A 26,935-nucleotide genomic window follows, 5' to 3' on the forward strand; every position below is an offset into this window, starting at 1 on the left:
GCCCTTTCACTCACTTGGTTTTTATATGTACCAGCACAACCCTAATATTAATAAATCGTCGCAAAACGAAGATGTATCGCTAAAAGCCATAGCATTATTACTTAATGGATTCCCAATAAAGGTTAAAGGGAAAGAGCTGGTCCTGCTGGATAAGTTATATGAGAGAGTTGACATTAGGGGTGAGCCATCTGCGGTGGTGTCATCGGTTACCTTGTCAGAAATTCCATTTATTATAGCCAATATAGATGAAGAGGAAGTTAACTTTATTGTAGAGTCATATCGGTACAATCGGTGCGACAAATCTAAAACAAAGTTTGTTACTGCTATTGTTTCCTCACTCATAAAGGACTTTTCAGAGCTAAAAGACGCTTCATTAGAGATAAATGAATATTACGATCGCGTTACACTTGAAAAGTACAGTTCCCCAGTGCCCATAATGACTAAAATAAGTAGTAATTCTAAAATATCTTTTTCATCTGATACTTTGAAAATGAAGGGAAAGAGAATTAATAGAATAGATAGTGTTTGGAATATTGACATCCCAGATAAAAATAATAAATTCATTTGGGGATTTGGAATAGATTTAAACATGAAAATAACTCCTCCAGATTGCAAGATTGGTCATTCAAATGAATTTGAGCGTGATATGCTCATACCTTCCCTCTGATATTGACATAAATCATATATTTAGATATATTTAGTTATAAGTTATCAATTACAAAGGTTTTTATATGAATTTTGTACCAACGGTTATTCAATCAAATGGCACTCAAGAGCGAGTGTCTGATATTTATTCTGCAATGCTAAATAAACAAGTCATCTTTTGTACTGGAGAAGTTAATGACATGATGGCAAATGCCGTCATTGCACAATTGCTATTTCTAGAAAGTGAGAATAGTGATAAAGACATTTATATGTATATTAACTCGCCGGGTGGCTCTGTTTCAGCAGGCATGGCTATTTATGATACGATGAAGTTTATTAAGCCTGATGTTCATACTGTTGTTACAGGTCAAGCATGTTCAATGGGTGCTTTCTTGCTTGCTGGTGGCGCTAAAGGTAAACGTTCATCTCTTCCTAATGCTAAAGTTATGATCCACCAGCCTTTAGGCGGTTTTCAGGGGCAGGCTTCTGACTTTGAAATTCATGCAAATGAAATGGCGCGAGTTAAAGCCAAGTTAAATAAAATCCTATCAGAGAACACTGGAAAGGATTATGAAACGGTTGTTTTGGACACTAATCGTGATAACTTTCTCACCCCTGAAGATGCTGTTGCCTATGGTCTAATTGATAGTATTGTCGAGAGCCGTTAATTCGTCAATTAATTGTTGTTTTTTGAATGAAAAGGAGGGTAAAATCCCTCCTTTTTTGGGAGTGCTGTAGTGGACAAGTTTTTGAGTTTTTTTGAGATGATGGCAAGAAAGATTGTAAAACCTTATGACGAAGACAAAATAACAGATAAAACAAAATATCTTTCGGTTGGACTTATATCTGCTATCGAAAATTTTTGTATGGGATTCATCCTTGTTTCGTACTTCTTTTTTGCAGGGTACTTGGGAACGTTTGTTTTTATTCAATTGGTTTTCTGTTTATCTGTTCTAGTTATGCTCTTCACAATTATCTTTAACTCTTATTTCTTCATGGAGCTTAAGTTGAAGCATATGGGTATAAAGAAAAAGGTGCTGCAGGTCAAGTTTGATAAGGCAGAAGTTGAACTCGTCAAAAAGCATACAAGAGAGCGCATGGAATCTCAAAATAATCAAAATGAAAGCCCAAGTGCTGTTTAGGGGAAAGTTTTTGTTATATCTTAATTTATTAAGTTTTGTCGAAGTAAGTTTAGTTGTCGCCGCTTTAATGTTGTTTGCAATATTTACGGCCACATCAATTTTAATGGTTATTGTGTTTTTAATTGCTTTGTTTCTTCTTCATTATAGTATTAAAAGAATTAAGCATTTTTATGCTGTTGTTAAGCCTCTTTTAAACGATTAATCCTGTTCGAGAGTCAGCAGAATTAATCGTTTTTCCATTACAAATAAGCCATGAACGAAAATGCAGAACACCAGGTTGCACTTGCTCCTCCAGATGCAGTAATAGAGAGAGAGCCTTTATCAAATTCAAACTTACAGCTTTCCTCAACCGCCTCCAAGCATCCACAATGGTCTTCAATCACAGCTTTGGGGCTTTCTGTAGCAGACTGAATGTAACAAGCGTAAAGGTCTTGAGATGGGTCTTGTAGCGCATCATACGCATCTGAAATAGCTTGTTCTTTATCAAACCCTCCAATTGCTGATCCCTCATCAAAATTCTCGGCCTCTGTATAGCAGCTTGTACTCGCAAAGGTAATACTTGGTAAAGAGGCCAGCAAAGCTACGATAATCGTTTTTTTTATTTTATTTTTCAATTTATACCCTTTTTATAGATATTATATCTATATTCGGCAACCAGTAACAGTTGCCGAAATGATAAATTAATCTTCGATTTTAAACTTCTCAGTAATTTTATTTAGTTCTGCTTCTTCTTCCCTTATTTGATCTGGGAATGCAAGGAAACATGTTTTAACAAAACTCGCCTTTATTTCTTTGGTCATCATTTCAAACAATACGAGTGCGTCTTTGCCGAACTCCTGAAGCGGTTCTTTTTGGGCATAACCTCGAAGATGTATTCCTTCTCTTAATTGTTCTAAGTCGGTAATTTGCTCTCTCCATTGGCTATCAATAGAAACCAATAGGGCTTGCTTAGAGATACTTTCCCTTAACTTCTCGTCAACTTTAAAAGCCCAGTTATTAATGGTCGATTTTATTAGTTTTTCTAACAGCTCATAGATAACTTCTTCATCTCGATACTCATCATTGTTACAGATAGCAATCAAGTCAAATTCAATGTCAAAATACTCATATAAAGCAGCTTGCATGCCCTGTATATCCCACATTTCAAGCATAGAGTCCGATGGTAAGAACTTGTTCTTAAGCACCAAAAATACATCAGAGGTCAGTCTGTATACATCTTTCCATGAGTCATTTGAACTTAAAACATATTGTCTGTAATCATAAATAGCCATTCTTTGCGAGTTTGTAATGTTGTCGAACTTAAGAAGCTCTTTTCGCATAGAGCTGTGTTGTGCATCTATTTTAGCTTGAGAGCTACGTACTGCTTTACTGATTAATGGATGGGATAATCCCTCATCATCGGTTAAGCCAAGCGCTTTGATGGCAGAAGTATATTTGCCGTCTCCAAACAGCCTCATGATCTTATCATCAAAAGAAATAAAGAATTTTGAAGCGCCAGGGTCCCCTTGTCTACCTGCTCGGCCAATAAGCTGGTCATCAACTCGTCTAGAATCATTCCTGCTCGTTCCGATCACATAGAGTCCACCAAGTTCCAATACTTTTTTATTGATTGACTTCCAAGACATCTTAATCATCTCTACCGCCTTATCATCAGTTGGATCACTAGAGTTGGCAATCATGTCCCCTAAGTTACCACCAAGCAGTATATCTGTTCCACGACCAGCCATATTGGTTGCAATTGTGATAGAACCAGGTCTCCCCGCTTCTGAGATTATTTCTGCTTCTAATGCGTGACTTTTAGCATTAAGGACGCGGTGTGAAATCGATAGGTTATTTAATTTTTGAGAAATTTCATCCGATTCTTCAACACTGCTAGTGCCGACAAGGATAGGTTGCATCACTTTTCTCTTTTCTTTAATTTTCAACACTATTGCGTTTATTTTAGCTTCTTGAGTCAAGAATATTTCATCCGCATAATCTTTTCTGATAATGGGCTTATGTGTTGGAATAATTACGACACCGATACCATAAGTGCTTTCAAACTCTTCTCTTTCACTTTGGGCTGTCCCACTCATTCCACTTAACTTATCGTAAAGTCTAAAGAAGTTTTGTAAAGACACTGAGCCTAGAGTTTGGCTATCTGGATTTATTTGGACACCTTCTTTGGCTTCAATAGATTGATGTAAGCCTCCCGACCATCTTCTGCTACTTTCTAGTCGGCCAGTACTTTGATTAATAATTTGAATTTTCTGATCGCTGCTTACAATGTAGTGGATTTCTTTTTTGTATAGGTATGCCGAACGTGCTGCCGTTGTTAATGCATCAACAAGCATTAAATTTTGAGGAGAGTAAAGTTCTTTTTCAGAGGCAATAATGTTGTTTTTCACCAGGGCTTCTTCTAGCTTAATGAATCCTGACTCAGACAGTTTAGCATCCTGTTTTTTTTCATTAATAATAATGTCTTCTTTGACATCAAATAATTCAATGTCATTTTTATCGTTCCACCAATGAACACTGAAATCCCGAACAATTTTATTCATAAATAAAGGAATTTTTTCATTTAGGTCTGCTTGTCCAGAAATAATAAGCGGTGTTCTTGCATCATCAATAAGAATAGAATCTATTTCATCAACAATTGCGAAGTTAAGACCTTTTTTCTGTAGCAATTCATTTTTATTCATTGCCATGTTGTCTCTCAGATAATCAAACCCGAGTTCACTGCTTGTTGCATACAAGATATCAGACTTATAATTAGCAATTCGTTCATTTGTTTCCATTTTTGACTCAACGTGACCAACTGTTAGACCCAGCGCCTCATAAAGCGGTCTCATGATCTCTGCATCTCTTTTTGCTAAATAGTCGTTTACAGTTACGATATGGACTTGGTTACCCGATAAGGAATTAAGGTAGGCTGGTAGTGTGGCAACCAATGTTTTACCCTCACCAGTTTTTATTTCAGCAACAGAGCCTTTATGAATGCTTACGCCTCCCATTAATTGTACGTCATAGTGTTTCATGCCCATAACATCTAGGGATGCGGCCTGACACAACGAAAAAGCTTCTGGGAGAATTGCATCTAATGTTTCACCAGAACTAATTCGATCTTTAAATTCTTGAGTAAACTGAGGGTAGGTTTTTCCTGCTTTAATTTTTTCGATGGTCAAGTTTTCAATTGATTTAATTTTTTTAACTAACTTGAAAAGTTGTTTGTGTGTTTTGTTGTGGCTGTAACTATTGATTAATTTTTTCATCAAATTCACTTAATATGCATAAAAATAGGCTTTATGTCATTCTATCAGTAGTTTTTTACCTTGTAAAACAGAGTTGAGCCAACATTAGGCTCTTTAATTTGTTGGTTGATTTAACTTTTTGGCTGGTAGAAATAGACACGGTCATCGAAAGTGTCTATTTCTATGAATTAACTACATATTTTCAGGCTCTTTTGGTAAATAATATGTGCTATCTCCGTTTTGATCCATTGTAAGGAAATTTCCCTTTGGTCTCGTAAAGGCATGAACTGTTGATACGAGAATGTTTCCAGCATCTTTCTTATGCGCAGGAACCTCATACAACCTGACCGCAATGTCTGCAAAAAGAAAGTTATTATCTTTAATGACATTAGGATTTGGCATTTCATGGTATTCTTTTGGCACATACGTTTTCATGATTTTGGCAGTTTCATGTCCATCAAATTCTTTGTTGAATTTGTCCGTACCATTAGGTCCACAGTTAATTCTGATTGTAGGAATCGCCTCAAGGATGTAGTTATTGTTTTTAACTTCACGATACATTTTATTCCCATAGAATTTCATGAAGTTGTTCAAGACTTCCTCCATGTCCGATAGACATTTCAAGCTATAATTGTATTGCATATTACATGCTCGACTTAGCCCTTTAATTACTGTGTTACCATTACGAACTCTAAATTGAACCCCTCCGTACATGCCTTTAATAGTATATTTTGTCATCATTTGTCTTGCAAAATCTTTGATTGCAGAATCCGTAACAGGGTTAATCAAACAGATTTCTTTGTGTCTCAACATAACGATCGTAAACCATTTTTTTTGAGCTTTCATGATCAGCTTGTAGAGCGTTTTTCGTTGCTCATCTAAGCTAAGTGGAGATATGTGTTGATTCAATTCAGGAATACTTAGTTCTTGGTATTGAGTAAGCAATTCATTCACACTGGGATCAGTTGATTTTCTAAACCCGATTTCAATATAACCTGGGCCCACAGGGCTTCTAGGCATTTCATCGTCATTTCTGATCACGCTAGCCCATTTTGCCACATATACATGTAATCCCTCGAAGTCACCAGATTTGCTTCGTTCTTTATCGTATTCGATTTGTTCTAAAACCATAATGCCAGAAGGCTTTCTTATGCAATTATCCAGTTCAGCAAAACAAGGGTTTTGAGCTCGTCTACTTGTCTGAGCAAACTCAGATAAAGTTGGGATTGTTTTCGCCGAGCTACCTATCAAAGCAGCTTGTTGGTTAGCTTCTGTAGGGATTATTAGCACTGCAAACTTCTGATCCTTGTGGTTAACCCCAATTGCATAAGATAAATTAATATCTTGATTTATTTTATATTGTTGAGGGTAAAAGATCATTCCACCACTTGGCTTTTGTTTGACTTCTGACATTTTCAATCTCCTAAATTTATACTTAACTTAGTATATCACATTTAAAAACAAAGGCCAATATAATTGGCCTTTGTGGGTTGAAGAGGTGTCGTTAAAAACCGCAATTGCGGGACAAATTAAGCTTCAGTTGTGTCTACCTCATGAATTAAGTTGTAAACTAAATCTAAGTGGAACTCTTTAGTCTTTTTGCTCGGAGTTGGGTTTGTTGGGTACCTACTTCGTTGACTAAGTATATCCATTCCGCGCTTAGATTCCTCTTTCGCTTTTGTTTCACTGGCACCAGAAATTTTCTCAATTTGCTCAAGTGCATTTCTTGGCTCTGATTTCTGTCTTTCGCTTTGAGTAAGTGGCCTGTTTGCTTTTTTCTCAATGTCATTAACAACGGTTTCAGTTAAAAGTTTTTCAAAGCTCTTGCTGAACTCATTGGCTTCATTTTTTACAGACGAATCAGGGGTTTCTTTGGTATCAATAGCAACAAGCATTTCTTCATCTTGATCTTTCAATAGGCTTTCAAGCTCTAAAGGAGATTTTGCAGAGTCAGTAGCAGGAGTGGCTGTTTCGATTTTTTGATTAGTCTGATTGGATTTCACCTCATTTGCAATTCGAGCATCTTCATTAAGTTGTGCATCTTTATTGTTCTCTCTCCATTCAGCAAAGCCGGTTGCTAGTATTGCAGAGTTAAGATTATCTTCGCCACGGGAAACCGACAATTTATAGTCAGATATTAAGCTAGATAAACCAATATCATTAGACTCATTCGAGAATTCTTCCACATCTTCTTCTTGTTCACTCATTTCTGCTTTATTTTTAGCGTTATTAAAGTGATCTTGAAGAGTGCCGAATGCATTATTAATCGCGTCTATTCTAGTTTTACTAGGATTATTGACCATTACAAACTTATTCAGATATGCTTCAGGTGAGTTAGTTGGTTCTGCATAAAATAGTTGAGAACGACATAATTCATCACCAAATAACACATGAGCCTGGCCTGCTTTTTGACTAACAAGGTCACGATAACTAACACGCTTAACCTTCTCAATCCTAACTTGCTCACTGTCTTTATAATTTGTAGATAGAACGTCATTAGTCCTTTCAGAGCCTGCCGTTACATTTACACTCGCATCATCAGCGCGATCAATGAATATTTTGGCTGTTTCATCTTCTTCAACTTTCATCGAAATCTTTATATTTGTATTCGCGATCGTTGCCTGGGCCTCTTCAGGTGACGATTTTTTAAAGCTAGGATAGTCTTGGCCTGCGAATATTACGGATACGCCAAGTGACCTTGCTTGTGCTGCAACAACAGCAAAACCCTTTACGCTGTAATAACCATATTCGTCTAAAATTAAAAAGAATGGTACTTTAGAGTTGGTTGGTTTGGTCTTAATTACCTCTTCTTCACGCCCCTCTGGATTAAGTCCTAAAGCCGGAGCCAATGCTGAACGAACACCCGCAACTACAAGTTTTCCTAGACCTGCGAGAGCATCAGGGTCCTTTTCCAAAGCCGGAAGCATAACAAAAAGTACTCTTCTGTGAAAAACGACATCTTTAAAATCGATTTCACCCAAAGGTGCTGCAAAGATATGCCCGTATGTGTCCTCAAGGTCACTTAGGATCTCGGAAAACTGCATAGATCTGTATCCGTGCTGTTCATAAACCTTAGGGTTAATGCGACCAACCATCGCTTCTTCTTCTACATAACCAGGTATTTCAGCTAGGTATTTTTTAATCGGTGCGATAGCAATTGGATCAATATCTGTTCTTCTTGCAAGTTTAACAATCTGATCTAATGGTAGATGTTCACGAATAACAGAAACATCAAGATTAATCTCACCTGTATCTCGCATATCAACAAGAGCCTTTAGCAGTCCACTCATCATTGCAGATGCCATACCTTTCCACATGTCCCCATCTCCACCAGACTCTCTCATTAATCCAACAATTAACGATCTAAGTTGGGTGTGGTCACCAAAGGCAAAAGGATTATTTGTATTGGATATTTTTCCTAATTTTTTATCGGCACCACGCTTAAATTTCTCTCCACCGGTTAGATAGTTCATTACAAGTAAATCATCCTCTCGACCTACCCGTCGACAAAAAGTAAATACAAGCCACCATACGGTGTTGTCCCCCTTACCGTCACAGTAAAGGCAGCCTGAGCCAAACATTAGTGCTTGGTAAAGAATCCCTAGCAAGAATCTTGTCTTTCCTGAACCGGTACTCCCAAAGACGAGCATGTGTGTCCTGAGGTCGTCATTGCTATACCAAATTTCTGAGCCATCGATAAGGTCATTTCCAACGAGAGCTATACCGTCATTAATTACATTTCCATTAGAGTCAATGCTCTGAGGGGTCTTGTATTGCAAGACAGTGACTTTATTTCTAGCATAGAGCCAAAAAAAGAAGCCTAAAAATAACAAAGGGTCGAAAGCCAAGGTGAATCCTAGGATCGGCAAAATTGTAATACCACCTCCAAAGACCATCATTACAAATCCTGCATTTTGATCTGCTACAAACATCGATGCAAATCGATGCCTGAAGGAACGGGTATCTCTAGCGATTAAACTAGGATCTAGGTCAGAGACCTTATCCACTCCTCTTACTACATTTTTGTTACTAGCCATAAATAGTTCTCTTTATTATTATTTTTGTTGAGACTGTTAATGTTGATTACTCTGCGTCACACTCTAGGGCTATATACAAGCCATTAACCGCTTCAGAGGTAACAGGGTGAGAAATAGGTCTGCCGATATCGATCTCTAGAAGCAAGTGAGCTAATGGGCCTGCAGATTCAACAAAGGAAACCTTTCTTCCCATTGTTGACAATCCAAACCAAAGCGTTCTGTCTATTTTCTTAAGCCACCTAAATTGCTCAGAGGCAACCACCCCACTCTCTCTAGATACTTCTAGCAATCTCATCATTCCGCACCTAGTAAATGCGTGTGAAGTCATGACGCTTTCCGACTTTATTAGCTTAAATAATTTTTCTAATGCGCTGTCTGTAACGAACTTTTCAATTCTATTAACCTGCATATATTTTTTAGGGTTAAATTTTAATTTTTTGGCTACGGCTAACTCTTTTTCTTTAGCTATATCCTCTTCAATTAATTTTTTTAGCTTGAGCATTCCAGACGATAAAGAGCTTGTAGACGTAGCCTTAACGTTTTTAGCTTTTAGTAATGGCAATGCAATAGACTTAAAATGACTCACCCTGTCTTCTAACGAGATAGACAAAAAGCTGGTCAATTTTTCGAAGACTATCCTTTCATTTTTAGATAAGTGTTGTATGCCAGTAAAGCTTTTGCCTAGCTGTGCATTAAAAGCCCTTTCTGCTAAATCATGATCGAAACTTTTGTCTCCGTCCCATATAGGGGCATTTAATAGCTTGTTTTTAGTCGATTTCTTTTCCAAGCCTAAAGGGGGATTCATTAAGCTAAAGTCTCTTGGAGATATTGACATGGCCCATTGATGGGTAGATTTTTGAGCCCTTTTAAAAATAAGAGGTTTTGTAAGGGGATCATCATTTAGGTATGGCGCCAGGTCCCCGTAAATTGTTCCAAATTTAACGAGAAGTTCTTCCATATTGTAGCGGTGTGATAGTTTTCCTGAAGACAAAAGTCTTTTAAATCCCCAGTAAAACATGATGGAACCAGGAACCCATGAAAGCCACGTTAAATAATGTAGATCTATTCTTTTTGCCGTTATAGGCATGATGTCAGTGAAGGGCGTTTCTAAAATATAATTAAACGCCCTATCTATTTCTAGTTTTCCATAAAAAGGAAGCCAGTCAGGTATCCAAGTAAACGGGTAAAGAAACGCTAGCCTGATATACTTCCAGAGTAAAATAACATACTCGAAATTATACTTTATTCCAAGGAAGACAATTGCAGCCCCAAGGCCGATTATGAATAAAAAAGATTCAGAGCTGTTAGACTTTTCGTAGCTGCTGGACATATTATATACCTAGTTTGTTTTTCTAGTTAATATATCAGTTTATGAGCTACGGTCAATCTAGAATCCAAGTCTCGCAAGTGGATCTTCAATGTCAGAATTTTCTTCATCTTCTAAAAGGAAATCCAATGGTGGTTCATCTGAAAGTATATCAACATCTTCAATCTCTGGAATAGATGCGTTTACTTCTTCATTAATAGCATTAACACTAGGTGTATAGCGCTTAGTTAACGTTGAAGAACTCCCTGCCACATTAGTTTCGTCGTTAGGCACTTCCGCTTTCTCATGTTCATCGATAGTCGTTTCAATGCTTCTACTCGGAGCTTTGTTTTCATTTGGAGGCGGAGAGTCACAGGTTTTTAAGTCTTTCGATGAATCCGTACCAGATAACATCTGAGCTAAAGAAGAAACAATGTCACTATCATTGCTTTTTCCTGATAATAGTTGCTCAAGCAGTATTTCTTCTTGAGACTTACCTTTATTTTTAAGTAAGTTTATTAGCTCAGATATTTGACTTGAGTCCTGGTTTCTTTTCTGCTCAGATTTAGCATAATTGGAAATAACTCTTTGTAGACCAGGATCATAAGAATTAATGACAGATTCTTCTTCTGTTTTACCTTTTATCATCATTTGAAAGCCAATAAGACAAAACCGCCTGATTTCTTCTGACCTCTTAGAACCTTGAGGGTGCCTTTCAAGGTAGTCAGAAAGTTCAGATTCAAGTTCACTCTCTGTTTGAAGATTAAGCTGGTATCGTCTACGCATTTAAATATTCTACTTTGTTAGTGCCATAACCTCTGAAAACTTACACATGCCATTTGCATTTGCTTTCCCAGGGTTTGATGCAATCTCTTGGTTTTTAAACCAGCCGACAATGAATGATGTTAAGTCAATAACTGTTCCACCAACAAATACGACTCTATCAATGTCTGCAGCACTACCAAGTAATTTTTTAGCCTTAGCTTCTATTCTAGATGCAATCATTCTTCTTGAATTTTCAAGCATGATGCTCACGCTATGATATTGGCCCCATAACTTAATTCGACCATCAGTCATTACTTCGTTCATTTGTTCATTGGTTGCAGAAATTCCATCGAATTTATCTGAGATCATCTCAAAAACAGATTCTCGTACATTCAGATTACCAATATCAATTGTGCCTGAACGTTCACGATCTAAATTACCAGCTTTGATTACTGCAATGTCAGTAGTTCTGCCGCCAATATCAATAATGGCAATACGTTCCATTACTTTTTGTTCGTTTTTAACTAACGAATTGTCTGGCTGTCTTTCAAAGATGATATCAAACCAGGCTGCAATACCTTCTGAAACAACATCGTGGTTAACAATTTTATGGAGTAGTTGGCCATCATTAGAATAAACATCATTAGTTAACAAGTTTGCTTTTTTAGCTTTAACTAACTTTTGATTGATTTCTCCGCCTTTGTAGAACCGGTTAATGGGCAGGCCAGAACAAATAGAAACCTTTTGCCCTGCTTTAAGGCCCGCTTTTCTTAATGCATGAGTTACGATAACTCTGTTCATTGCGCTAATCGGATAATCATCGAATGATGTGACGTCTGATTCACGAATGTCACCAATAATATACTCGCCCTTATTTGTTTGATAAGAGAAAACAGTTTTGTCTGAATCACCAATTGATATTTGATTCAGTTCACCCGATTTAGCTTGTGATTTAATTTTACATTCAAAACCATTGCTTAAGACGACTTTGGTTTCATCATGACCATCATCAACGCCACCGTAAATAATATCGTCATTAATTTTGTCAGTCATTCTGTACCTCTTTATTATTTTTATACACCTCAAAAAACACTATACTATACATTTAAATTTTAATTTAGTCATTATATTTAAGGCTAACTGGTAAATAATAAGGAAATACAAATGAACAATTTTAATTTGTTAAATTTTGGGACTTATTGATGAAGGGATTCGAATGTGGAAGTAAAGCATCCCTCCTCTGCAAAGGCAAAGGAGGCGTTTTGCTATACGGCATTGCATATTATTTGATTGAGGTTTATTCCTAAAGGCAGTCCAGAATTTAGGCTGACAAGGTATCGTGCTCTCTCGACTTCTCGTCTAAATGATTCAGTGTTACTTTCTTTTTTGATTTCAATAGAATCAATGTTGTTTAACATGTTGTCAATAGAGCCATATTGAAAGATTAAGCTCTCCGCTTTCTTCTTACCAACACCACTAACGCCTTTTATTCCCCTGCTTTTGTATCCAGCTAGTGCAATGAAATCCGACCATGCTGATACACTTAATTCGCTCACATCTCTTAAAGATTCCTGCCTGAAATATTTTTTATTATTAACACCAAATGGGTTGTACATAATCAAATCATCTCCAATTAACGAGTAGAGTCGTTTATCAGAAAACATCAGTGTATAACTTGCTTCTAGTGAAGCATTTCGTGACTTTGAGACCATTGTCGCGGCGATATCATGTGACTCAGAGAATGATACACTTAACGATTTAACACTAATTAATTTAAGATTTTCTATAAAATTAGGCAATAAAGGTAGGAATTCCAAAGGCAGTGAAAAGGAATCAAGCCTATATTCTGGGCATGTGATTTTTTTCTCCGAACGAGATAAGTCATCTAGACAAAACAAAGCATGCGTTGGTTTCAGGTCATTAATCGAATTTTTAATGACTTTTAGGCAACGGTCAAAAAATACAGTAGGATTAATTTCACCATCTTTGAGTAGGAGATAGTGCATACTTCCAAAAATTAAATTTGAATCGATAAGTAATATTTTCATTTTCTATTCCTTTATTATATATACAAAATATAACATAAATAGAATTTTTGGTCAATGTTGTTTAAAGTGGACTTTTAAAAAATAGTGATCATTATTATTTCGGTCTGCAGCAATTTTAGTTAAATTTTGACAATCACAAAGTTTGTGAAAAATTCTGATTTACAAATTAACAGAAAAGTTGACTTGGACCATTTTAAATGGCCCAAATTGTTACCCTCTATTCACAACCCCTTTGTACAAAAATATTATTGTTTTTTTGAATGTCTGCAATATTTTTTTCGCGCATACACTCCCAAGCACTCACCGGATACATTTTATCCCAAGCAGTCATTAACTGTTTTTGTGAACTACTCATGTTATATCTTGAATAGGCCTCATCCATATAGAGATAAGCTCTGGCAATTCGGCCACGAGCATCAACAGGCGGCTCAGCCTTTCTGTCATTTATTTTCATAGCGCAACTACCAAAGTCACTTTCCACTCCTGGCTGCATCTGAAAGTTATAATTGCTTCTCAGTGCATTCACAGCCCCAATCGCCGGGAACAAATTGTGCATATCTGCTTGCATATAGCGATATTCATTATTCACTTTTTCTGCGCATTTACGCCCTTTAAATGACTTGCCTTTACTACTGACACACAATGCATCCCCATCACGCCATTCTTTGAATGTTCGACCGAAGTTTTCCGCTGGAACGATATGCTCCCATTCGACTCGCTTAGAGCGCTTTATATATTTATCAGTGTGGAAACCCGTTGGTGGAGTGATGTTCTTCTTGGCATCAAATGAGGCTCCACAATAAAGCGTAACTCGATTATCTGAATAGACTCCTGTTTCTAGCTGTTTCTTAGCCTTACTGAATGATTGGTTTGTTTCATTTTTCGCTGTTGCCTCGAATGAAAACAAAGATAGAATTATTATAGTGGCGATCGTTTTCATTAAAAAATCCTTTTAGGGTAATTGTTTAATAAGATATATGTGGAATATGCTTCCAGTTGGTCTTGTATTGAGATGTCAGTAACTTTGGCCTCATAGCCCATTCTCATCTATTCCTTGTGCCATAAAAAGCACTATTTGTTTCATAGTGTCGATTAGTTTTTCAAGCACATTCATCGGCGAGGCATTTTCTGTTGTAGAATAAGCAAGCTCCATTGTTGATGGCCTTATGAAACCAATCCCTATTTTATAATAAGAAATGCTTGAATCAAAAAGAAGATTGATATTTTCACTTATCGCTTTGAGAAAATGAGATGTGTCATTCGCTGCAGGGCAAAAATTGTGTATAAATTTGTATTTTTGTGTTATTTATTAAGCAGACTATTGGTGATAAAGACCATCGATATAACGCATATAGAGCTTTGTTCTCTTAGTTTTACTGATGTAATGCGAGCATGTTTTGCTAAAGCTTGGCGTAATGCTTCGACTTTTGTAAAAGTAGAAGTTATGCAGATAGTAAAGAGGAGTATCTGGTGACTTTCGCCGAAAGGCGAGACAGATAAAAAACTTAACTCGTTCTCATCTTCATAATAGCAAAAGGTAAGACTCGACCCATGGCGTTGCGGAAATAATATTTTATATTTTTTCATGCAGTTAACTAAATTTGATCTAATTAACGTAATACGTAGGTCCAATAAAAAACTCTTGTTATATTGAAGTCATAAAGTAATGCTACTATTCCTTATATTTACTTGATTAGATTTTAATAAAACACTTTTCGTGGACAGATGGAGCCTGGAGTTGTAATGAGCCTAATAAAATTCAAAAACATCGAAACGACTAAATTAATAACCTTAGACACCCACCTCAAAACTTTAAGTTCTTCAGGGCGTGAATTATTTATACAAGATTCAGCCGTTTTCGCTGTTTTTATACAGCTTTTGACTTTAAAAACCTCTGTGATTAGTTACAAAACGATAGCGAATTTAATTAAAGAACAGAAATCAAAATACCACATGGATGATTGCTCAAATAGCATAATTGCAAATAAGTATATATTTAAAGTAAGAACTCTTTTAAAAAGCGTGATGGTAGAAGACTTTATTGTCACTGTAAGAGGGCTAGGTTATAAGATATCTAACAAGTGGTTGTCAGTTCAGGAAGAAGATAATAACGAATATAATAAAAGTGCTTTTTTAAAAGAAATTACGCTGATCATTGATGATTGCATTATCTACACTAAATCTGTAAGTATTGTACAAGATAAGAGTGGATTCACATACATTAAACCATCGCAAGATATCGTAATTAATAACTTCAATAGAATGAATGATTGTTACCATTCATTTCTTAGTCAGTATTCCACACCAGGTAATAGCGCTGAATTGATTGATCTAAGAGAGAAAATAACGAAAGTACTCCTTTATGCTATTTATTGGAGGGTTGGAGATAGCCTGTCTGATGAAAAATTTAGAGCAGACTATAAAAACGAACTTCAATTTATTTTAAAACAGGTTATTCAAGCAGTTACGCTTCTAGATTAGTTTGATAAAAAACAGGTTTAATTACAAATGGCAATCCCACAGTTTCACAAACTTTACTGAAGCTAGAGTTTTCAGGTAAAGCATCAAGAAATAATGGTATTGGTACGTTTTTGTCTTTGAGCCATTTTTTCATAGTAATTTTATCTCTAAATCGCTCTAAATTTTCACTATTTCTTATATTTTGGCGCAATGAATCTGTCAGCTCTACGCAACCTTCGTCAAAACTAACAAAATAAACTTCAGCATACTGATCTCTAATTGGCTTTACTATCGAGAAAATTTCTTCAGTATTGTATTCAATAATCACTCCGTCATTAGCTTCGATAGAGACAGTATACTTGTGTGAAAAACAAGATGAGATTGTACTGGGTAAGCCAAGATGCTCCTCTTTTGAGGCGATAAGTAATAAGTCATAACCATTCAAAGGCAGGGTTGAAAATTTACTTGGGTTAGCTGTCTAGTAGAAAGAAATATAATTGCCTTATTCATCGTTCTTATCCTTAATATTATTTGGTTTTAAAATTAATTGGCACAACATCACTAACGCAATTAAAAATGTTAAACTGATTTCTAAAATAGAGAAATGCTGTTTTTCTATGAGTGCCATAAACATCAAGCACAAAATTGGAGTAAGTGGAGTAAATTGAGCAGTTAACTTAGGGCCCAAAGTTGTTATTGATTTTTGCATTAAAAACAAAGGAACAATGCTCCCTGTTACTGAAATCAAAAATAGTAATGACAAATCACTGGTGCTAATACTTTGATGGCTAATCGAATAGACACTGTAAAAACCACACAAAACTATTACCAAATAGAAGCGAATTGAAAGGATCTGTGGAACTGATATATCTGTTTTAGTATGGAGCATGGCACTTTCTCTCATATAGAAAGAGGCAAAGACTGTTGAGGTAAGTGTTAAAGTAACACCTGTTATTGTGTCGACTAAGTTTGCATTAGACATCAAGAATGATATGAATACTGCGAGACTAATAGCCAACATGTTTATCGTCATTTCTAAAGATCTAACATCTCGATAATTATATAGAGAATTAAAGAATGAAAGACCAGAGAAAAAAACGATTATGTAAGCTATTGGACTAATATATAAAACAACATAGAACGCTAATAATGTGTTCATAAGAGTAGAAATGTTAATTTTAAATACAAGCATTTTTTCTCTTAATAGAATATTTAATGTTTCCCTTAGATTTTTTATATTAATCAGAGTAAAAAAAACTGTAGCTATCCCATAGGTAATAAATGTAGAAACTATTGGATCAACATTTTTTACGACTTTTGACATAAAAACAAATGAAATAGAAAAGAAGATACAAAAAGCAATAATTTCCTTATATTTACACATAATGATTAAGTAGCCTTTTATCTGATTTTCGAAAAGAAAAAGCAATGTCGTCAACTATTTTTTTTGCCTGTGTAGCTGATGAGCGGACATAGTTAGTTATAGGAACCTCTCCTGTGGCAGGACCTCCAATAGCATACAAAGGAATATTGCTTGAGTCAGACAAGATTTAGTTTGTTGTTTAACTGTTTGTTAAAATAGATAAGAAATAAACATGTAAATCCCCATCAATAACATAAGCCCTCCAAGTAACCGGTCAATTAAGTAAACCTTGCTGTCAAACAACACCTTTACTCTCGGAAGAGTGACAATAAAAATAAACGTAAAATACCAGCTCATTTGGACTGAAATTATTAAGGCAATAATTAAAAAAAGCTTTTCAACCTCCATTGAAGGAGAAACGACAACTGAAAATAATGAAATAAAGTAAATGGCTGCTTTGGGATTAAAAACATTAACCATGAGACCACTAAAAAATGCAGAAGTTGAAGTAGTATTTTTATTATCTAAGTTAGATAAGTGGCTACTTTTTAAAAAAGAACCTTTTATAGATTTATAACCTAGATACATGAGGTAGCACCCTCCAACTAGTCCAATAATTTGAGTTAAAAACCTAGAGTTATGCAGGATCACTGCTAACCCAGTTAAAGAATAAGAGATGTGAAACAGTATTCCTACACAAACACCTATGCCGCAAATTACACCAGCCTTGCGCCCTTTAAGCAAAGTCGTTTGTGAAACGACAGCAAAATCAGGCCCTGGTGAAATAGAGGCCATTAAGTGAATGGTCAATATTGATAACAATGCTGCTGTAAAATCCATACTGACTCCTAATTTATTGAATAACTTACTTTAATACGATCTTTCTTACGACGAATACGTGTGATTTTTAGGTTACTCAACTCAGATGTATTAGAAACATGAGTGCCCCCACATGGAACGGGTAAAAACCCATCAATGGCAACCATTCTAATTTTTGTAGTTTGAGGAATAAATTTACTTAATAAAGGCCGGAGTGATTGAACTTCTGATAAGTTTAATTCGATAGATTGAACGGCTCTTGAGTTTTCCTTAGTAAGTTTCTGAATTTCCAGACTAATAAGCTCTAGAGAAAAACTATCATTAGACCTTTCACTTTCTATCAATTCAATATATGAGGAATCAGGGTGATGATGCCCTTTAATGGGAGATAAATTATTGTTCATTTTTTCAAATATATGGGATATAAGATGGCCTGCTGTATGTGATTTAGCATTAAAAATACGACGTCCCATGTTAATGTTTTGAATACATTTTTCCCCTAACCATTCTTTGTTCATGGAGTTAGCTTTCATTAAATGAGCTACCCCTAATTCTGTAATTTCAACATAATCCACCATATGGTCTAGGCCATCGATGGTCATATATCCTAAATCACAAGGTTGCCCACCACTTTGAGGATAAAAAATAGTGTCGTCACAATACACAGCAATAGAATCATCCATGTGAACTATATTAGTAATTGTTGCGGCACTTACATCTAAATAAGTATTTGAAAGGTATTTGTTCATAGGGTTAACTCCATAATTGTAAGGCTTTTGATTCGTCCTCTAAACCAATGAAGCAAGACCATGTTAGCCTTGCCCCCTTTGACGATATTCTCAACAGAATGAATACGCGCAGGGTTAAATAAAATTAACTCACCTGTTTCTGGTGTAATCTCAAGATAGCCGTTATTCAAATGATCTTCCTTTACGCCATAACTTCCTTCAATACGAATTTCATTGTATTCTTCTTTTGTCTCAGGCCATTCATGCCATCATCTCAACTCACCCCCTTGTTCTGACGTCTCTAAATAGACATTAGCTGCAAGTTGGTTGCTGATATTAGTTTTCATTTCATTCATTAAATCCCAACTGAATACATCATTATGGGGCTCAGCGTAAGAGCCTTCTTTAAACTCCCGAACTAAACCTGCGAAAAGCTTATGTCCTTCAATTTCAGCTAAGTTACAATGACTAGGCCATAAATCGCTTAATTCCAATCTGAATCGGTCAATTGGAGAAAGAAATGGGCTAACTTCTTTCCTCATTTCCTTAATCCACACTTTAGAGAACTCGCGGTAACGGTTAAGTGATTGTTCATCGTTCTGACACTCAAAGAAAGCTTGACCAATTCGACCAATTTTAGGAGCGTTGGCGTAACTACCAAAAAATTTACTTCTTCTTATTTTATCCGAGATATCTGCAGAGACTTGTTTGCAGAAATATCCTTTAATTCGCACCGCATCAATGGTTCGATTGAATAAGCCATCTAAATGCCATTTTTCTAATTCATTGGTAGCAATAATGTTGTCTTGTGGCTGGAGAGAAAGTGCTGCACTGATGTTTAATTGAGGCATCTGATTACCTAGCGTTAATGTAGTTGCTTGTATGCTAAGTAATTACTCAGTTGAAATAAAATACGAATTAATTTTAAATAAAAAAATAAACTTTGAATTATTCAAATAACCTTAAATTTTGATTGGTTCCCTATAGGTATGTTTGGACCCCTCGACGCTAACAACTAGCTTAGAATATTAACTGCTTAAGATATCTGCAATGTTGAAAACAAAACAAATATTTACAAAAAATAGCCATTAACAATTGTTTATATGAATTTACATATTTTCGGTATTGTCAACTTAAGGTAATTTGAACCAATAACAGCTAAAAATTTAAAAGTAACCTATTAATATATCGTTGTGGAGTGAACCGTATTTCACAGCTAAATTTGTTATTTGGCCTTAAGTTGACAGCACCCTATCTGACCTCTTTTTAAAGCCTGTTTAAGTTTTTTGTTTAAAAATAGCTTGTTGTTTTTCTGCATGGCATTACTTTGTAAAGCAACGTTGATGTTCTGACCAAAGATTTTCTTATAAGCCCTGAGCGATCCTCTTTTCTACCGCGTTACACCCATGATAAACCCCATTAAAAATACAATATAACTTTATTATTAAATATTTAAGCTTAAATAAAATTTACATGACTTATAAAGCAAATTTTCGTTAAATGTTGTATTGCGCTTCATTTACTCTAAAATTACCGCATCAAAACAGTATCTTGAAAGATGCATCGGCAATGATTTGTCTGAAATGGAGGTTTTTTCGGAGAGGTTAACCAATAATCGAGAGCGTCCAGGGAAAGAAGGATTTAATTTTAACCCTAAAATTTCGCAAGCTTGCAAACTTCAAATTTCTGTTTTGCTGATATGTACGCTATCGGAGTACTATTTTTTTTATGGTGCCATTTTTTACTTCAAATTATTTATGGAAAAATTCAATGAAGAAATCTCTCGCTCTAATAATAAGTTTATCAACTCTGTTTGTAGGTAACTCTATGGCGAAATCTATCGATGAATACAACGAAAGAGCAAAATTAATCGTACCAGCAGACGTTGCAAATGTAATAGTAATTGAGCTGGCAAAAGAAACAATTGATAGCAAAACCAGCGAATACATTAAAGGTATTAATGCATTCAATGGAGCAAATGGAAAGGTAGCATTAAAAAAGGTGCCTAAGCTTGAGTATTACGACGAAAATAAGGAATTCTTACCTGCATATAATCATCTTTATATAAATGCTCAAGCAGAAAGTTTAAAGTCTTCGTCGCATATAAATGCAATAACTAATGTATTTCAAGTTAAGAGCAAGGAAACTCCCTATGAATGTATCATTGTTTATAATACAGGAATAACTGACACGACATTTGATCATGAACTAGGCCATTGCTTCAGCCAAATCTTATTTAAGCATGTAAAGGTTAAGAATCTTATTTTTGGAGAGGTTCATAAACCGCGCAATAATTATAACGATAGTTATAGCGATTATCTATATGAATTATTCGCAGAATTCGCAGCTGCAACACGTACATACTATGTAGATGGAAATGCTGATTATATTAATAAGCGCGTATTAGAAAATGAAAAGAAATATGGTTTAAATGTATACAAGGTAACCTCACCCGCACTTAAGAGGTTAAGTAAGTATTTAAATTATTATGGTACACAAAATAAAGATTTGTCGGCAACTGAGCAGATAGATCATATGATTAATAATGCTTATGGTTCTAATGAAAATCATAGCAGTAGACTTACTGTTGCAGAGTTTGTTGATAAGGGTTTTAAAGGCGTTTGGGCTGGGAAAGGAAATGAAGCCAATGAAGCAAATGAAGCAAATGGTCATTCGTGGACTATCGATTTAACAATAAATAATGGATCTTTTAAAATTAAATACCCGTCGCTTAAGTGTGGTGGTGATTTAAAGTTAAAACACAGTGATTTAAATATGCTTTCGTTTGAAGAGGTGCTAACTTATGGCCACAAAAAGTGCCTTAATAATCGAAAGATAAACCTTTATATTAACAAATCAAATCGGAATGAATTAGTAATTGTTTATGATGAAGATGATAAAGATGATAAAGATGGTAAAGATGATAAAGATGGTAAAGATGATAAAGCTACGGGTATTCTAACAAAGCAAAATAACTAGGTTTTGATGCGTTTGCACCAAGTTACTTTTATTTGGTGCATATATCGCCATTGATTTAGTCGACGGTGTTAAAGCGAAGAAAGACCAATACACGATGCTTGGAAATGGTTTGAATGGCCGTGCTTCTACTGCTTTCTTTTACGCTATCGCTAAGAGCTTGATCACATTCATAACTTGTCTTTGAACAAAAAAGATCTTAGTTAACTCTTCTATTTATTTTTATTTTTATTTTTGTCCTAGTATTAAAATCAAATATGTACTGGTTTAAATAATCAGGACACTTCAATAAAGGAATCCCCCTAACTTTAGTTGTTATGGCCGGAGAATCTTAGTTACAATTTATGACTTTCTAAGTCGCAATGAGCCCCAAAGCGAGCTAGAGATGAATGCTAACAAACACTCGTTTTGTATAATTAATGATGTTCTTAATGACAGAACGGAAGGTAACGATGGTCAACGAGATACGGATTATTTATATGTTTGGTATGCTGCAGTTGGCAGTGCTGTAAGCAATAACGGTGAACTGAAAAAGAGCGTTCACGAAACGCTCTTTAATGTTTGTCCTTCATGGAATGACGACCAAAACTAAAACCAATCCGCCATTAAGCGGATAATTAGGGTTTATTTGTACATTAAACAGTGCTTAACAAGCTGTTCTTTAATAGATTGCCTTTCTCCTAATAAAAGAAGAGCAGTTATAATTATTCTATTATCACGCTCATTTAGTTCATACAAAAGCCTATAACCATTTATATTCGCTTCGCGAATGCTCGTTAAGCCAGCTATATCAAAAAGGCTTGCTGAGACGGAGTAAATCAAAGGGTTGGCGCTAACGCTATCCTCAAAGATATTAATTGTATCTTCTATCTTGTCTAAAACTCTGATTTCATCATTCCATAGTGAAAAATGTGTAATAGCAAGGTCTGTAGAATTACTAAAGGTCTCGGTGTATTCAATTACTGTTTGAATCATAATTGGTTGCTTCTTTTAGGGTTTGTTTACGTTGTGCTAACCGATCCTTAAAAGAGCTTGATGAAATTACACTGCCTGCTTGCATATCGTTTTTAGCGAAGCTAACAAGCTTTAAAAGAGCAATCGCCTCTTCACGTTTCTCTCTTTCCGCAATGGATTCAATAACGTAAGCAGGTTTACCATTCTGTGTAATTATCAACGGCTCTTCTAACGGAAGATTCGCTGCATTTTTTTTCAAAAAACTTACTGTTTCCACATGCATAACTTGTCCCCTTGGTTATTAAGAAGCGCATTATGTTAGTTATCACCATAAAGCGCTCCATAGAAGTCCTTGATAATTAATGATGCAGTCTGCAGTACAGACATCACAATATAATTTCAATCAACAATATGATTATAACACGCCACGCTCATAGGTTCAAATAAAGCCTAAATATAGTCTCCTTTGTTTTGATGCATGAAAACGTACATAGGAATGACTTCACTTATGAAATAACCCATAGCTATATCTCAACTATCTTCCACGAAATCAGAAAGTCAGATACTTACTTTAAAAGTCTAATACCTGAAAGGTATGAATGAAAAAGGTAATTGCAAGATTGTTAGCAAGAAATTATCGGAACATGATTCCAATTTGTTGTGTACTGAGGTGTTAATAGGTCTCGACGCATACCCCACTTTTCCTGTGTCCCTTGCGCTACAAAAAAAGCACTATCTTTTCCGTATCGTTCGTTAATTTTATCTAGAACATTCATTAACGGCGCATTAGTTTGAGGAGGATTAAATAAGTCCCATTGCATATGGCTTTCGCTTGACAGTTCGATTAAACCAACTCCTATCTTGTGGTAAGAAACACCTGGTCTATAAAGGAGGTGGATATTTTCACTTATTGCTTTAAGTAAGTGAGCAGTATTATTTGTAGCGGGATAAAATTGTGTCAAAAACTTAAAGCTACATGGGTTATGATCAAAAGGACTGTTCGCCGAAAAAACCATTAGTGCTGAACACACTAGGCCTTGCTTTCTTGCTTTTTCTGCTGCAATGCCCGCATGTTTTGCAAGAGCTTGATTTAAACTTTCACGATCATTAATCCTTTCCCCTAAACTTCTAGTTGAAAATATCTGTTTTTTGTCAGCCCTTACACTGTCCCAATTTTTACAGGGTATACCATTAAGCTCTCTGATCGTTCGTTCTAGCTCAACATTAAATCCTGCTGCAGGTAAATTTTTTACATCTGCTTTACTGAGTTGCCAAACATTTGTAATACCATTTTGCTTTAGTTTTTCGTTAGTTTTTCTGCCAATCCCCCATACATCTCCAGGACATAATTGCTCAAAAACTTCCTTTTTTAATTTTTCATCATCAAACACGCAAACGCCATTAAAGCCTGGCCACTTCTTAGCAACATGATTGGCCACCTTAGCTAAAGTAAGTGTTTTTCCTATTCCAACACAAACTGGAAGTCGATTTTCTTTCCAAACCGCTCGTCGTATTTTTTGCCCATGAAGCATTAAGTCAGGTATAGCCTTGTTGCATTCATTCAGGTTTAAGAAAGATTCATCAATCGAATATATATACTGTTCTGGTCCAAACCTTCCAATCACCTGCATCATTTTATGGGATAGGTCAGCATATAGCTCATAATTAGATGAGCAAACGATAACCCCGTAATGTTCACAGAGGGATTTAACCTTAAAAAAAGGCTGGAACTTTTTAATTCCTAATTCAAGTGCTTGTTTATTTGCAGCTACGATACACCCGTCGTTGTTTGACAAAACAATTATAGGCTTGCATCTCCATTCAGGCCTAAAGACCTGCTCAGCACTACAGTAGAAAGAATTGGCATCGATTAAAGCATACATTAAGTATGGGCCTCTAAAACGAGGCTATGACGATGACATCTAATGGAACGTATAACCACACCTTCAATTGAAAACTGATCACATTCATTAATCAGAATGGTTTTGTATTTTTTATTTGCCGACAATAAAAGACGTCCTTTGATATCGATTATTTTGCAAACGAACTCGCCATTTAAATTTGCGACAATAACATCTGAAGTTTTTGCTGTTACATGGCGGTCAACGATTAAGATATCTCCACTAAATATGCCAACACCTATCATGGAGTCTCCATTCGCCTTCCCAATAAAAGTTGCACTGGGATGATCGACCAATAAAGCGTCTAAACTTAAGGGTAATTGAATGTAGTCGTTAGCGGGACTTTCAAAGCCAGTAATTCCCGCACTTGCTGTAATTGGAATGAATCTCATAAAAACCTAACTGTATATAAACACAGTTCTATTATAATCTAGAGCCCCATAACATCAAGTCCGCCTCTAATAAAAACCCACTAATAAAATTATATTTAGCGGAGGTAAAAATTAAATTAATAATTATAACTTGTAAATTCGTATTTATTTAAGATATAACAATTAAAAGCCTAATTTAATATTTTTTAATCGTTAAATTAAATAAACGAATTTATTTCATAAAATGACAATTATCACGCCAATGTATCGCAATTTGTAAATAAAATAAGGATACATGGCTCATTAATTGGGCAAATTCGGATTTTTGTTGTCGGAAAACCGACAGTTTTATCCCCTACCCCCCCTTCTCTCCTAAAAGGTTTGCTAAATTTATTAGTGCCCTTTCAGAATTTTAATTAATGCCCTATGCACTTGTGACTCGACAACACACGGCCCTTAGTTTTACGAAACTTTATAACATTTCATTCATTATTTTATATCCAAAATCTAAACGGTACGAAGTCAGACACTTTCTTCTATATGATATCTATAATGGCTTCCCACTTGATTTAAAGTCTTTGGCCAAGGTTGTCGAAAGTCCGACACCTTATATTATCCAGGTTGCTCACTCCTTTGCACTTCTATTTGCCCTACTAATTCTAGTTGGTGAAAATCAACATAGTTAACCCCCCTGCCCCTTTGAACAAATACGAACAGTAATGTTCTATCTAATTCACTATTATTTACTTAAAAGAGAGAGTTTACTCTTGTTGATAGATAGCCAACAAAATTAGGAACAACTAATTTCACATGTCTTTACCTCGACTTCATTGCTTTATGTATTGATTTATTAGCTGCTGATGTTTGTGATTTCACAGCACGCAACTAAAGCGACAGAATGGGTTTATCGGAATACTGACACTTTGCCTTATGTCCTTTTTGTAATTGCACAGCGTTTGATTTAAGCGCCTTGTGGGGAGTTATCGGAACGCCGACACTTCGTCTTATCGAATATCTGTGAATTCTCCGCGTGATTTAAATGTCTGATACAAAGTTGTCGGAACTCCGACACTAATTTTTGCCATTCTATTTTATTTAGCTCGCGGCTTTGAGTAGATTTTTTAAAGAAAAGTTGTCGGAACGCCGACACTTTTTTTATCCAATATCTATAATTGCTCCGCGTGATAAAAACACCTGGTCACCAGTTGTCGGAAATTCGACAATATTTAGCACAATCTATTTGTAGAATTACCAGCTTTGAATTGATTGATTAATGAAAAGTTGTCGGAACACCGACACTATTTAGGCCATTCTATTTTATTAGATTCACTGCTTTGAATTGTTCCAGTAAAGAAAAGTTGTCGGAACACCGACACTATTTATGCCATTCTATTATATTTAATTCACTACTCTGAGTAAATCCAATAAAGAATAGTTGTCGGAGAACCGACACTATTTGGCACAATTAATTTGTGAAATTAACGACTACGAATTGAATCACTAATGAAAAACTGTCGGAACGCCGACACTATTTAGGCTATTCTATTTTATTAGATTCACTGCTTTGAATTGTTCCTGTAAAGAAAAGTTGTCGGAACACCGACACTATTTATGCCATTCTATTATATTTAATTCACTACTTTGAGTTGATCCAATAAAGAATAATTGTCGGAACGCGACACCATTTTGCTCAATCAATTTGTGAAATTAACGACTACGAATTGAATCACTAATGAAAAACTGTCGGAACGCCGACACTATTTGGCACAGCCAATTTAAAAAAAGTAACAGCTACGAATTGAGCCACTGATGGAAAGTTGTCGGAACTCCGACACTTTGTTATATCCAATATCTATAATTGCTCCAAATAATTAAAGCTCCAGTTCAAGAATTGTCGGAACACCGACACTATTTAGACCGTCCTATTTCATTTAATTCACTGCTCTTAGTTGAACCAATAAAGAAAAGTTGTCGGAACGCCGACACTATTTGGCACAGCCAATTTAATAAAAGTAACAGCTACGAGTTGAACCACTAATGGAAAGTTGTCGGAAAACCGACACTATTTAGCGCAATCAATTTGTGAAATTAACGACTACGAATTGAATCACTAATGAAAAACTGTCAGAACGCCGACACTATTTGGCACAGCCAATTTAATAAAAGTAACAGCTACGAGTTGAACCAATA

24 protein-coding genes are annotated in these 26,935 nt (G+C 35.6%); 6 read left to right on the forward strand and 18 right to left on the reverse strand.

Annotation, left to right across the window (positions count from 1 at the left end; genetic code table 11):
• Positions 1-25: 25 nt before the first annotated feature.
• From SP041_RS09295 to SP041_RS09305, 3 genes are all read left to right on the forward strand, one after another.
• Positions 26-667, forward strand: a complete 642-nt coding sequence (locus tag SP041_RS09295) for a hypothetical protein (RefSeq protein ID WP_137297641.1) — start codon at positions 26-28, stop codon at positions 665-667.
• A 64-nt stretch (positions 668-731) separates the two neighbouring features.
• Positions 732-1,313, forward strand: a complete 582-nt coding sequence (locus SP041_RS09300; RefSeq protein WP_137297642.1) for an ATP-dependent Clp protease proteolytic subunit — start codon at positions 732-734, stop codon at positions 1,311-1,313.
• Between the two features lie 69 nt (positions 1,314-1,382).
• The gene (locus tag SP041_RS09305; RefSeq protein ID WP_137297643.1) at positions 1,383-1,787 is read left to right on the forward strand and encodes a folate/biopterin family MFS transporter; all 405 of its coding nucleotides are present in this window, start codon (positions 1,383-1,385) and stop codon (positions 1,785-1,787) included.
• 239 nt (positions 1,788-2,026) lie between these two features.
• Here SP041_RS09305 and SP041_RS09310 read toward each other — a convergent pair whose 3' ends face one another.
• The 9 genes from SP041_RS09310 to SP041_RS09350 all read right to left on the reverse strand — a co-directional run bounded on the left by SP041_RS09310 (position 2,027) and on the right by SP041_RS09350 (position 14,113).
• Positions 2,027-2,401 (reverse strand): hypothetical protein, encoded by a 375-nt coding sequence (locus tag SP041_RS09310; protein ID WP_137297644.1) that lies wholly within the window; start codon positions 2,399-2,401, stop codon positions 2,027-2,029.
• A gap of 66 nt (positions 2,402-2,467) precedes the next feature.
• Entirely contained in the window at positions 2,468-5,038 is a 2,571-nt protein-coding gene (gene secA, locus SP041_RS09315) for a preprotein translocase subunit SecA (RefSeq protein ID WP_137297645.1), read from the reverse strand.
• A gap of 171 nt (positions 5,039-5,209) precedes the next feature.
• Positions 5,210-6,430, reverse strand: a complete 1,221-nt coding sequence (locus tag SP041_RS09320; RefSeq protein WP_137297646.1) for a hypothetical protein — start codon at positions 6,428-6,430, stop codon at positions 5,210-5,212.
• A 116-nt stretch (positions 6,431-6,546) separates the two neighbouring features.
• Positions 6,547-9,054 (reverse strand): TraM recognition domain-containing protein, encoded by a 2,508-nt coding sequence (locus SP041_RS09325; protein ID WP_137297647.1) that lies wholly within the window; start codon positions 9,052-9,054, stop codon positions 6,547-6,549.
• 46 nt (positions 9,055-9,100) lie between these two features.
• Entirely contained in the window at positions 9,101-10,384 is a 1,284-nt protein-coding gene (locus tag SP041_RS09330; RefSeq protein ID WP_137297648.1) for a hypothetical protein, read from the reverse strand.
• Between the two features lie 57 nt (positions 10,385-10,441).
• Positions 10,442-11,146, reverse strand: a complete 705-nt coding sequence (locus SP041_RS09335) for a hypothetical protein (protein ID WP_137297649.1) — start codon at positions 11,144-11,146, stop codon at positions 10,442-10,444.
• A gap of 9 nt (positions 11,147-11,155) precedes the next feature.
• Positions 11,156-12,178 (reverse strand): ParM/StbA family protein, encoded by a 1,023-nt coding sequence (locus SP041_RS09340; RefSeq protein ID WP_137297650.1) that lies wholly within the window; start codon positions 12,176-12,178, stop codon positions 11,156-11,158.
• Between the two features lie 212 nt (positions 12,179-12,390).
• The gene (locus tag SP041_RS09345; RefSeq protein WP_137297651.1) at positions 12,391-13,173 is read right to left on the reverse strand and encodes a 5'-3' exonuclease H3TH domain-containing protein; all 783 of its coding nucleotides are present in this window, start codon (positions 13,171-13,173) and stop codon (positions 12,391-12,393) included.
• 217 nt (positions 13,174-13,390) lie between these two features.
• Positions 13,391-14,113: an endonuclease gene (locus tag SP041_RS09350; protein WP_137297652.1), complete on the reverse strand. Its 723-nt coding sequence runs from the start codon at positions 14,111-14,113 to the stop codon at positions 13,391-13,393.
• 803 nt (positions 14,114-14,916) lie between these two features.
• Between SP041_RS09350 and SP041_RS09355 the strand changes: the two genes are divergently transcribed.
• A complete protein-coding gene (locus tag SP041_RS09355) occupies positions 14,917-15,654 on the forward strand; it encodes a helix-turn-helix domain-containing protein (RefSeq protein ID WP_137297653.1) in 738 nt (245 codons plus the stop codon).
• On the opposite strand, the gene SP041_RS09360 is transcribed toward SP041_RS09355, so the two are convergent.
• The 5 genes from SP041_RS09360 to SP041_RS09380 all read right to left on the reverse strand — a co-directional run bounded on the left by SP041_RS09360 (position 15,638) and on the right by SP041_RS09380 (position 19,394).
• Positions 15,638-16,078: a hypothetical protein gene (locus SP041_RS09360; RefSeq protein ID WP_137297654.1), complete on the reverse strand. Its 441-nt coding sequence runs from the start codon at positions 16,076-16,078 to the stop codon at positions 15,638-15,640. The genes SP041_RS09355 and SP041_RS09360 overlap by 17 nt on opposite strands.
• A gap of 57 nt (positions 16,079-16,135) precedes the next feature.
• Positions 16,136-17,017: a DMT family transporter gene (locus tag SP041_RS09365; RefSeq protein ID WP_137297655.1), complete on the reverse strand. Its 882-nt coding sequence runs from the start codon at positions 17,015-17,017 to the stop codon at positions 16,136-16,138.
• A gap of 189 nt (positions 17,018-17,206) precedes the next feature.
• Positions 17,207-17,836, reverse strand: coding sequence for a LysE family translocator (locus tag SP041_RS09370; RefSeq protein ID WP_137297656.1), 630 nt, complete (start codon positions 17,834-17,836; stop codon positions 17,207-17,209).
• 8 nt (positions 17,837-17,844) lie between these two features.
• Entirely contained in the window at positions 17,845-18,564 is a 720-nt protein-coding gene (locus SP041_RS09375) for an alanyl-tRNA editing protein (protein WP_137297657.1), read from the reverse strand.
• 248 nt (positions 18,565-18,812) lie between these two features.
• Positions 18,813-19,394, reverse strand: coding sequence for a 2OG-Fe(II) oxygenase (locus SP041_RS09380; protein WP_205961190.1), 582 nt, complete (start codon positions 19,392-19,394; stop codon positions 18,813-18,815).
• A 919-nt stretch (positions 19,395-20,313) separates the two neighbouring features.
• On the opposite strand from SP041_RS09380, the gene SP041_RS09385 reads away from it, so the two are divergent.
• Together SP041_RS09385 and SP041_RS09390 are read left to right on the forward strand one after the other, a co-directional pair.
• Positions 20,314-21,522: a hypothetical protein gene (locus SP041_RS09385; protein WP_137297658.1), complete on the forward strand. Its 1,209-nt coding sequence runs from the start codon at positions 20,314-20,316 to the stop codon at positions 21,520-21,522.
• Positions 21,523-21,904: 382 nt separating this feature from the next.
• Positions 21,905-22,111: a hypothetical protein gene (locus SP041_RS09390; protein ID WP_137297659.1), complete on the forward strand. Its 207-nt coding sequence runs from the start codon at positions 21,905-21,907 to the stop codon at positions 22,109-22,111.
• A 32-nt stretch (positions 22,112-22,143) separates the two neighbouring features.
• Here SP041_RS09390 and SP041_RS09395 read toward each other — a convergent pair whose 3' ends face one another.
• From SP041_RS09395 to umuD, 4 genes are all read right to left on the reverse strand, one after another.
• Positions 22,144-22,494 carry a type II toxin-antitoxin system RelE/ParE family toxin gene (locus tag SP041_RS09395; protein WP_137297660.1) on the reverse strand — a complete coding sequence of 117 codons (351 nt, stop codon included), beginning with the start codon at positions 22,492-22,494 and terminating at the stop codon, positions 22,144-22,146.
• Positions 22,475-22,756 carry a type II toxin-antitoxin system prevent-host-death family antitoxin gene (locus SP041_RS09400; protein WP_137297661.1) on the reverse strand — a complete coding sequence of 94 codons (282 nt, stop codon included), beginning with the start codon at positions 22,754-22,756 and terminating at the stop codon, positions 22,475-22,477. Before SP041_RS09400 ends, SP041_RS09395 begins: the two co-directional genes overlap by 20 nt.
• Before the next feature lie 340 nt (positions 22,757-23,096).
• On the reverse strand, positions 23,097-24,356 hold the full coding sequence (locus SP041_RS09405) for a Y-family DNA polymerase (RefSeq protein WP_137297662.1): 1,260 nt from the start codon (positions 24,354-24,356) through the stop codon (positions 23,097-23,099).
• Positions 24,356-24,766 (reverse strand): translesion error-prone DNA polymerase V autoproteolytic subunit, encoded by a 411-nt coding sequence (gene umuD / locus SP041_RS09410; RefSeq protein WP_137297663.1) that lies wholly within the window; start codon positions 24,764-24,766, stop codon positions 24,356-24,358. The genes SP041_RS09405 and umuD overlap by 1 nt, the downstream gene beginning before the upstream one ends.
• Between the last annotated feature and the right edge of the window lie 2,169 nt (positions 24,767-26,935).

The sequence above is a fragment of the Psychromonas sp. SP041 genome (genome assembly GCF_000470315.2).
Lineage (GTDB): Bacteria > Pseudomonadota > Gammaproteobacteria > Enterobacterales > Psychromonadaceae > Psychromonas.